The 8,984-nt window shown below is 66.1% G+C and carries 7 protein-coding genes and 3 pseudogenes; 5 read left to right on the top strand and 5 right to left on the bottom strand.

Annotation, left to right across the window (positions count from 1 at the left end; all coding sequences use genetic code 11):
- A pseudogene (locus tag ACZ63H_RS38125) lies at positions 1–2,067 on the top strand (helicase associated domain-containing protein); the annotation flags it as partial.
- 273 nt (positions 2,068–2,340) lie between these two features.
- Here the strand turns inward: ACZ63H_RS38125 and ACZ63H_RS38120 are convergent.
- The 3 genes and pseudogenes from ACZ63H_RS38120 to ACZ63H_RS38110 form a co-directional block, all read right to left on the bottom strand.
- The gene (locus tag ACZ63H_RS38120) at positions 2,341–3,840 is read right to left on the bottom strand and encodes a diguanylate cyclase domain-containing protein (protein WP_469873049.1); all 1,500 of its coding nucleotides are present in this window, start codon (positions 3,838–3,840) and stop codon (positions 2,341–2,343) included.
- Between the two features lie 99 nt (positions 3,841–3,939).
- Positions 3,940–4,632, bottom strand: a pseudogene (locus ACZ63H_RS38115) (caspase family protein); the annotation flags it as partial.
- The gene (locus ACZ63H_RS38110) at positions 4,589–4,933 is read right to left on the bottom strand and encodes an effector-associated constant component EACC1 (RefSeq protein WP_469873048.1); all 345 of its coding nucleotides are present in this window, start codon (positions 4,931–4,933) and stop codon (positions 4,589–4,591) included. The pseudogene ACZ63H_RS38115 and the gene ACZ63H_RS38110, both read right to left, overlap by 44 nt.
- A gap of 245 nt (positions 4,934–5,178) precedes the next feature.
- Between ACZ63H_RS38110 and ACZ63H_RS38105 the strand changes: the two are divergent.
- The 3 genes and pseudogenes from ACZ63H_RS38105 to ACZ63H_RS38095 all read left to right on the top strand — a co-directional run.
- Positions 5,179–5,409: pseudogene (locus tag ACZ63H_RS38105) on the top strand (helicase associated domain-containing protein); the annotation flags it as partial.
- Between the two features lie 183 nt (positions 5,410–5,592).
- Positions 5,593–5,934, top strand: coding sequence for a hypothetical protein (locus ACZ63H_RS38100; RefSeq protein WP_469873047.1), 342 nt, complete (start codon positions 5,593–5,595; stop codon positions 5,932–5,934).
- Positions 5,935–6,322: 388 nt separating this feature from the next.
- A complete protein-coding gene (locus ACZ63H_RS38095) occupies positions 6,323–6,616 on the top strand; it encodes a hypothetical protein (protein ID WP_469873046.1) in 294 nt (97 codons plus the stop codon).
- A gap of 180 nt (positions 6,617–6,796) precedes the next feature.
- Here ACZ63H_RS38095 and ACZ63H_RS38090 read toward each other — a convergent pair whose 3' ends face one another.
- On the bottom strand, positions 6,797–7,759 hold the full coding sequence (locus ACZ63H_RS38090; protein WP_469873045.1) for a hypothetical protein: 963 nt from the start codon (positions 7,757–7,759) through the stop codon (positions 6,797–6,799).
- Positions 7,756–8,223: a hypothetical protein gene (locus ACZ63H_RS38085; protein WP_469873044.1), complete on the bottom strand. Its 468-nt coding sequence runs from the start codon at positions 8,221–8,223 to the stop codon at positions 7,756–7,758. Before ACZ63H_RS38085 ends, ACZ63H_RS38090 begins: the two co-directional genes overlap by 4 nt.
- Positions 8,224–8,229: 6 nt before the next feature.
- On the opposite strand from ACZ63H_RS38085, the gene ACZ63H_RS38080 reads away from it, so the two are divergent.
- On the top strand, positions 8,230–8,523 hold the full coding sequence (locus ACZ63H_RS38080; protein ID WP_469873043.1) for a hypothetical protein: 294 nt from the start codon (positions 8,230–8,232) through the stop codon (positions 8,521–8,523).
- Positions 8,524–8,984 lie beyond the last annotated feature (461 nt).

Below are 8,984 nucleotides of genomic sequence, written 5' to 3'. Positions count from 1 at the left end.
GTGGAGTCCGTTTCCGGGAAAGGCGTCCCGCCGCCGGAAGGCGGGGACGACCGGGGCCGAGCATGTGTGCTGCCAGTCCACCGTGGCCGTTACCGGCGCCATGTGCCAGGACTCCCAGACCTACGGGCCGTGGCTGGCCGAGCTCGGGCTCTCGGAGACGATCGAGCGTGGCATCCTCGCCGGATCGAGATCGACGTGCTGGAGATCCACGACCCCTCCCCCGTCTACGGGGAGTCGGACGAGGCGCTGCGGGGCCGGCGCATGGCATTGCTGCAGACCGCGCTCCTGGAGCACGCCGCCAGGTGGAATCTCAAGACGGTGATGACGTTCCACCAGCGGGTGGAGGAGGCCTCCGCGTTCGCAGAGAAGCTGCCGGATACGGCGGCCGAGCTGTACGTCAACGACGCCACGGACGAGGACCTGGCCGCCGCCGACAAGCTCCCCGCGTCGTCCATCGACGCGGAGTTCTACGAACTCGAGGCCGGCCGTCACGTCCCGCCGGACCGGGTGTGGTCGGCGTGGCTGTGCGGCGACCACACCGTCGCCGAACGACGCGAGACCCTGCGGCAGTTCGCAGGCGGCATCGACGCCGCCGGACGCCGGGTCCACCGAGCGTTCCTCGCCAGCGTTCGCGTCCTCGGAGAAGGCGTCGACATCACCGACGAACGTGGAGTCGACTCGATCTGCTTCGCGGACACCCGCGGCTCCCAGGTCGAGATCGTGCAGAACATCGGCCGCGCGCTCCGGCCCAACAAGGACGGCTCCACCAAGGTGGCCAGGATCATCGTGCCGGTTTTCCTGAAGCCCGGCGAGGACCCGACCGACATGGTCGCCAGCGCCTCGTTCCGCCCCCTCGTAGCCGTGCTCCAGGGCCTGCGCTCGCACGATGAGCGCCTGGTCGAGCAGCTCGCCTCCCGCACCCTCACCAGCGGCAAGCGCAAGGTCCACGTCCGGCGCGACGCGGACGGGCGGATCGTCGGGGCCGGCGGCGAAGGAGACGGCGAGGACCAGGAGCACGACTACGGCGCGGACGGTGCTGCCGAGTCCGCGCTGCTCCATTTCTCGAGTCCGCGCGACGCCGCGACCATCGCGGCGTTCCTGCGCACCCGGGTCTACCGGCCGGAGTCGCTGGTGTGGCTGGAGGGCTACCAGGCACTGCTGCGCTGGCGCCACGAGAAAGGGATCACCGGCCTGTACGCCGTCCCCTACGACACCGAGACCGAGGCCGGCGTCACGAAGGACTTCCCGCTGGGGCGGTGGGTGCACCAGCAGCGCAAGACCCTGCGCACCGGCGAACTCGACCCCCACCGCAAGGAACTGCTCGACGCACCCGAGGCCGGCATGGTGTGGGAGCCCGGTGACGAAGCGTGGGAGAGGAAGCTCGCCGTTCTCCGGGCCTACCGGCGTGCCACGGGGCACCTCGCGCCCCGGCAGGACGCGGTGTGGGGCGAGGGCGAGTCGATGGTCCCCATCGGGCAGCACATGGCCAACCTCCGCCGCAAAGGCGGTCTCGGAAAGGACCCGAAGCGGGCGAAGCAGCGCGCGGCACAGCTGGCCGCCATCGACCCCGACTGGAACTGCCCCTGGCCGCTCAACTGGCAACGCCACTACCGGGTGCTCGCCGACCTGGTCGACGCCGACGGCCACCTGCCCCACATCGCACCCGGCGTCACCTACGACGGCGACGACATCGGCACCTGGCGCTGGCGGCAACAGGAACCCGGCACCTGGCCACAGCTCCTCCCCGAACAGCAGACACGGCTGACCGCGCTGGGCATCAAGGGCCCTGAAGCTCCGCCTCCCGCCCCGGCGGCCGCGCACGGGAAGAGCCCGGACAAGTCCCAGCAAGCGTTCCAGCGGGGCCTGGCCGCCCTCACACAGTGGATGGAGCGGGAAGGGAAGCGGCCCGTCCCACGCAACACGGTCATCGAGATTACGGTCGACGGCGAGGAGGAGCCGGTGCCTTTGAAACTGGGTGTGTGGCTTTCGAACACCAAGCAACGGCGGGACAGGCTCACCCCGGAGCAGCGCGCAGCCCTCGCCGCGCTGGGCATGGAATGGGCGTAAATCCCAAAGGTGAAAGCCAGATTGATGCTGCATCGCTGCGCAGATTCGACCGGCGGTGCAGCAGAGATCTTGGTATCAGCCGGAAGGCAATCCGGGGAGTACCACGCTGGCGTACGTAGCGAGGACGCTGCTCCTCTTGCTCAGTGCAATGAATTCATGAGTTCAGGGCGCACTATTAACACTGAGGGCCTGCGCGGTCGCATTTCTGCCCCGGTTCTGCCGGGATCGAGGCCAGCGCGATTGCCCTGCGGAAAGGCGGCGGCGTCCCGACGCTCATGCGTTTCGAGCGGCTGATGTCAAAATCTCCCCGACTAGCATGCCACACTGTGCCCAGCCTATGCCGATTCTCGCACCAACCACGAGTTTACGGCCCGCAACTTCAATGGGCATACCAATCGCATCGCTCAAACGTACTGCGTATTCCTGAGCATCAACCTGGCGTAGTCCCTGAGCCAAAACCACGAATTCATCACTGCCGAACCGAGCAACAGTGTCTCCACTGTGAACGCTTTTCGACAGACGCCGCGCGACTTCGATAATAACCACATCGCCCGCCTCATACCCCAGTTCCTCGTTGATCGCTGCAAAACCAGTCAGGTCGCAGAACAAGACCGCGATTCCTGTGGCTCTATTGTCACGATCAGGGGAAACAACGTGCATGTGAGATACATCGTATGCTTCTGCTCCGGGGGACGCCGCCGCTCTGCGATGGTTCGGTTCTGAGCACAGATAAGCCGAAAGCCGCGAGCGCAGCTCGGCTGCATTCGGAAGACCAGTTAGGTCATCGTGCGAAGCGCGGTGAACAAGGTCAATTTCGCGTCGCTTCCGCTCCTCGATATCTTCAATGTGAGTAAGAAGAAAACGCGGACCATCCGCGCTATCCGCGACAACTGAGTTACGCAGAGAAACCCAGACATATGTGCCATCGCGACGACCAAGGCGTAGTTCCGCGCGTCCACCTTCGGCGGACGTTCGTAGCATGATGGCGATGTCGTCTGGATGAACAAGGTCAGCAAAACTATAACGGCGCATTGCGGAAGCTGGACGGCCAAGCAGGCGACAGAGGGCATCGTTAGTGCGCAAGATGCGCCCATGCTGATCGCCACCCATTTCCGAAATGGCAAAGCCACTTGGGGCGTATTCAAAGGCTTGTCGGAAACTCTCCTCGCTCGCGCGCAGCGCCTGCTGTTCACGCTCGAGGCGGACCAGAGCACGCTGCATGTTAGAGCGCAGACGGGCGTTACTTATCGCAATGGCTGCTTGGAGAGCATAGGACTGCAAGGCGTCGCGTTGGACTGGGCCGGGGTGTCGGCCAGTGTGGGGCCCATCTACGGTGATGACTCCAAGCAGTTCTCGTTCGGGTGTGCCAGGCATGTACATGGGTGCGAATAGACGGTCTGCGGGGTGCCACTCGCTGTCGGATCGAGGTAGGGGACCGTCTACATACCAATCTGGGATATCGCCGTCGCCGGGACTCCATCCCTTCGTATGAGAAAGGAAGCGCAAGGCGCCCCACACCTCACCTTCGGACAGACGTTTTTCCCATGAAGCGCGACTACCGATACGTCCGACAGTAGTGATCTCAATATCTTTCTCTCCGGAAAAGGACGCCACTACCAAGTCGCCATCTGGTCGTACGAGGTTAACGCTGGCACGCCTAAATCCCAGACCGGATACAACACCGTCCGAGACGGCTTGCAACGTGTCGGCCAGAGACCGCGCAACATGAAGGTCTTCGAAGACAGTCTGGAGGTCGTACCGAACATCTTGCATTTGATCCAGCACATGGGCCGGGTTCTTTACGAAAGGCATCCGGCCCACCTGGTTACGGCCCAGACATTGCGGATCAGGCCGCGCCTGACGCCGTAGGATGACCTGGATACCTCGGAAAATCGTGTCTAAGTCTAGAAACTCAGGCGCATCGGCGATACCGTCTGTCAGCACCCGGACCAAGGCGCCAGTGAAGGCGGTGAACATTTCGCCGGGCGGCGCCAAGGCAATGGCACGTTCATCGGCAGCCGCCAATACGTAAGTGCCTTCCGTCTCAGCAAGCGCCGCAATGTTTGAGGCAGGCGACTGGACGCCCATCGCGCGTGCACTGAAACAGCAATCAAGGATAACAATGCAACGCGCAGCACCGCTCTCAGCCAGCCGCATGCGCACCCACTCGTATGGAAACGCCGTCGAATGGACAGCGCTTTTGTCGCTGTCGGGCATGGCGAGATGAAGACGGCCTTGGCGATCGAGTAGTCCGTGCCCAGCGTAGTAGAGGAGCAGAGTATCAGTCGCCGCCTCTGCCGCGTGGGCGATTGCTTGGTCGACTTCCCGTGTCGAGCCTGGATTGAGCAACTGAACACAGTGTGACGACCCTAGCTGCCACACACCATCAGCAAAGAGGTCGCCGAGTGTAAGCAAGTTTTGGCGAACAGCTGGCAGCGACTCAAAGTTCGCGAAACTGTCCACTCCGATGAACAATGCCCTCGATCTTGATGGGTCGGCAAGTCTACTCACGCTGAACCTACTACTGCTCGCCGAGCAACTGCTCGAGCAGCCGCTGGGCCTCATCGCGTGATGAGCCAGAAATCGTTACCTTGCTGCCATCGGCACGCTCAACAGTGATGGTCGGCTCCTGGGGCCGAGTAGCCCGCCACGATGCGATGGACACTGCTAAGGAGCCAGCACTGATTCCGCTACCAATCACCAGTGACACCAAATCAAGGACTGCACCCTGCTGTCCAGGTACCGGCGCGGACGACGAGGCCAGCTCTACTTGTGCGTCCCGCCGAAAAGAGCGGTCCATGAGCAGCCAGTCGTGCAGTGATCGAACCTCGTCTTCAGCCGCCTCACCAGCGACCTGCAGAGTCACTCTCACTTCTTCCACCCCCACGCACGTCATCTGCAGAGGCCAGGATAGACAGTCTCGCCTGACCACGCTGACGACCTCAGCGTTTGCCGGATGCTCCACCGGGCCCGGCCGGGCATCCGTGGGCGGGTTGTTCGTTACCGGCCGGGTGAGGTCCCGGGAGCGGCTGGACGTCACGTTGGTGGAGCCCGAGCTGTTGGTGGAGGTCGGCGACGACTGCTCGGGATGCCGCCAGCCGCTGGCGAGTTAAGGCGCAGCAGGCGCTCCAGCGGGGTCTGGCGGCCCTCACGCAGTGGGTGGCGCGGGAGGGCGATCGGCCGGTGCCGCGCGGCCACGCCGAAGAGGTCACGGTCGAGGGTGCGGAGGAGCCGGTGGTCGTGAAGCTGGGCGTATGGGTCTCCAACACCAAGCAGCGGCGCGACAAGCTCGCCCAGGAGCAGCTGGCCGCGCTGCGGGAGCTGGGCGTCAACTGGGTGTGATCTCCGATGTCCGGCCGCGGCGCCGGATGGGGCCGGGCCCGGTCTTCCGCTCTGTCAGAGGACCGGGCCCGAGCTGTACGCCGGCCCCGGTCGGCTGGTCTTCCTCGAACGTCCCTCCGGCGGTGATCTGGGAGCAGCAGAATCGGGGCGTCGGTGCATCGCGGTACGGGAGGGTGAGGGTTCATGGGGATGCAGGACGTGTGGGTGCGGGCGCAGAGCACTGTTTACGGCAGCCGGACCGTGCGAGCGGACACCATCGTGCAGGTCAAGTGGGAGCGCCAGTCGTCCCAGTACCTCACGCTTGTCGTCAAAGGCGGTGACGAGGTCTACCACCAGGTGCGCTCCTACGGATCGGGCGCCCGGCCGCTGCGGGAGGAGGACGGCACCGCGCTGGCCGACGGGCTGCTGTCCGCCATGGCCAAGACCGCGGCTGTCCCGGGCAGTCACCTCCTGGTCCTTGACGGCACCGGGGTGCAGTGGTGCCGCGCGGCGCTGGACGGCACCGGAGTGCAGCCCGTGTCCTGACGGTCGGCGGGCCGGCGGCCGAGGGCCCGCCGAGGTGGAGCAGGCGGCCGGGATGCTGTACCAGGCCCGGTTCGCCGGCCCGCTGCGCGCGGTACCCGAGCCAGGGGGGGGGCAACCGAGGGTTCAGGCGCCTCAAATGATGTTGGATTTTCACAGTAACCAGAGGTAATAGCAGGTCAGTTGGTAGTTATCGCCTCGGCCGCCCAGCAGTCGGCACCTGACGTCCGGCCCGCACGCGCAGTCTCGGCATCTTGGCCCTGGTCCTCGATGACGGCCCGCTCGGCGGGCAGGACACCGCGGCGGGCGCGGGCGGTGCTGACCATCACCGCTGACCAGCTGAACGAGGCGCTACTCTCGCCAGACCAGTCACCCGCTCCCAGGGGAAGCCATGCACCGCATCGAGGCCCGACAGATCTATACGACGTGCCGGGGCGGGGCAACCTCCCACTACCCCGAGACCGTCATCGTGCACTCCTACGAGCCAGGCGCGCGGACCGTCGAGGTGACCGACGAGTCCGGCCGGGACCGCCGCGTCTTCAGCATCCCCGCGTCCTATTTCCACGCCACGAACACCACGAAGGCGGGCCGACGCCGGATCACGGGCTACTACCAGACGGGCACCCTGAACGGCTGCCCCCCGGGCGGGATGGTCGGCGGGCCGGGACCGACGCCGTGGTCCTGATCCCCGGCCGCGGCCGTACCGCCCCGCGTCGCGGCAGTGAGGACCAGTGGCACACCGTCCTTGTCGCGTCGGGTGTGCTCGACTGCGGGCAGTTGGCACCGGGCGGCGTTCACGCTCTCCCGCCTCCAAGGAGCGAATCACCCTGCCGGTTGCACAGGCGTGTCCTGCCGCCCGGCCGGGCTACCAGCGGCGCAGGTCCTTGGTGAGTTCGCGGTGCCACTCGGTGCGGCGCGGTACGTACGCGTCGGGCGCCGGTCCGAGCGCGACGACCTGGTCCGTGACCCCGTAGGTGACCCGGTAGGCCAGAACCTGGGTGGCGAGGTCCATCCACTCCTGGGTCTTGTGCGCCGGCGGCACCGGACCGAGCACGGTCACGAACCACATGGGCAGCAGGGCGCGGTCGCGGATCGCGTCGGCCAGACGGCCGCGCAACAGCCAGTTCAACTTCCGCTCCGCCTTGTCGCCCTGCTCGATCAGCGACGCCTTCGCCTGCCTCAGAGAGTCGTCCTGGGCCAGTGCGGCCTGGGCGGTCTGGGCGGGGCCGGCCAGTTGCCGGGCCCGCTGATCGTTCCTCGCGGCGAGGGTGCGGGACAGGCCGAAGTCCATGACGGCCTGCTTGAACTCGCGGGACGTGCGCGGCTGCCTGGCCAGGATGCCGGCGGCCTCCACCACCTTGTCGCGGTGCTCATCGCGTTCGGCGATCGCGCCTTCGTACTCGCGGACCTTGAGGCGGTGGGCCTCGCGCTGGTGACTGTGGAGCAGGCCGGAGCGTACGTTCCAGCCGTGGCTGGCGGTCCTGGCCAGCTTCTGCCACTCCGGGTCGATGGTGTCGAGGTCGGCGAGCGGGGCGCCGCCCGCGGCGAGCAGGTGGGCTTCGAGGGCTTGGACGCGGCCGGTCAGCCGCTTGAGGGCCTGCTCGGTGTCCCGGATGTCGCCGCGTACGTCGTCGTCCAGCTCGGTGAGCTGGTTGCGGACGGTGCTGAGGTCGTCCTCGAGGCTGCGGATGTCGCTGCGGATGTCGCGCAGTTCGTAGTCGAGGTCTTCGACCTCCCCCAGCTTCGAGCGCAGCGAGTGCAGCTCGTGCTCCATCCCGCCGGTCCGGCTCTCCAGGCGGCGGACCTGGTAGCTGTAGTCGTCGCTCATCGCCGTGCCTCCTTCGGGTCGGCGCCCGTGTTGTCCATCGAGGACCCGGCGACGAGCATCCAGCCCACGGCGGCGGCGATGATGAACCACCGGCTGATCACGCTCAGGCTCATGAGGGCCATTAGGAGCGCGATCACGTGCAGGGCGATGCCGCCGAGGCGGCGGTCACGGTGCTGTTCGGCTCCGACCTTCTGGAAACAGCCGGCCACCGTTCCCACGAAGTGCGGGACCAGCAGGACCAACCACCACGACGAGCGGTCAAGGGTGAAGACGAGCGCGATGAGCACTGCGCCGAAGGCCGCCTGGCCGCGCCAGGACCACGTCACGATGCGCTCACTGCGTCTGCGCTCGGGTTCGGCCAGCTGCTCGGGGATCGTCTTCTCGAACTCCACCAGTTCACTGGTGGAGTTCACCAGCCGGGCGTACTCCTCCGCGAACTGGGCGCCGTCGGAGTGCTTCAGCACCTCCGCATGGCGAGCGCCGACCTTCTGCTGAAGCTGCGCGAACTGCTCCTCGATCTCCTGCTCGGTGTGCTGCCCACCAAACCGCCCTTACCTGCGATGCGACGACACGCCGATCGACGCTTCCCCGCCGGCGGACACCGCCAGCCGTCAAACCGATCGACCGTACCCACAGCTGTCCCAGGCCCGCCGGGCAATCGCACGCAGTGGCCGAAACCTTGCCGATCAAGGCCGCGCATCGTTACCTGCTTCGACTACGACCGGACAGCTCGCCCCGACACCGCCGATTCCAACGATCACTGAAGCTGGGCACCGGCACATCGAAAATGACGCCAACTGATCTACACGAGCCCCAGCCTGAGAACACGCAGTTCAAAGCACCGTCCCTGGGCCAGCCCATGCGGATTCCCCACCCCGCTGCCCAGGGCACGACCAACCCACAGCTGCACACCAATCTGATCAGCCTAGGTCAGCGCACCCGTCCCTGATCACCAACACCGCTACCTGACACCGCTCAACAAGCTTGCGGGCTGGAGTGGGCACCGGGTTGATAGGGCCCCCGGTCCAGGCCGCTGTCGATGCTCTCCACAACCGTGTCGGCGTCGACCTGCGTACCTGGAGACCCACGGGCTCACGGCGGAGACAGTCGGAGCAGGCCCTCCTGCCGTTCTAGGACTTGTCCGGGCGATCAAGTTCGCAGCCAGATGACCAGGGCTGCTGCTGTGGCGGTGCCGAGGAAGACGTACCCGCGTTTGTCGTAACGG

The sequence above is a fragment of the Streptomyces sp. NPDC104831 genome (assembly GCF_055583025.1).
The sequence above is the reverse complement of the archived record's forward strand: the minus strand, read 5'-3'. Positions and strand labels throughout refer to the sequence as shown.

Excerpts from the sequence above, each read along its gene's own strand:
- ACZ63H_RS38100 (WP_469873047.1), top strand. The coding sequence starts at position 5,593 with ATGGGGATGCAGGACGTGTGGGTGCGGGCGCAGAGCACTGTTTACGGC.
- ACZ63H_RS38090 (WP_469873045.1), bottom strand. The coding sequence starts at position 7,759 with ATGAGCGACGACTACAGCTACCAGGTCCGCCGCCTGGAGAGCCGGACC.
- ACZ63H_RS38120 (WP_469873049.1), bottom strand. The coding sequence starts at position 3,840 with ATGCAAGATGTTCGGTACGACCTCCAGACTGTCTTCGAAGACCTTCAT.
- ACZ63H_RS38080 (WP_469873043.1), top strand. The coding sequence starts at position 8,230 with ATGGCGAGCGCCGACCTTCTGCTGAAGCTGCGCGAACTGCTCCTCGAT.
- ACZ63H_RS38095 (WP_469873046.1), top strand. The coding sequence starts at position 6,323 with ATGCACCGCATCGAGGCCCGACAGATCTATACGACGTGCCGGGGCGGG.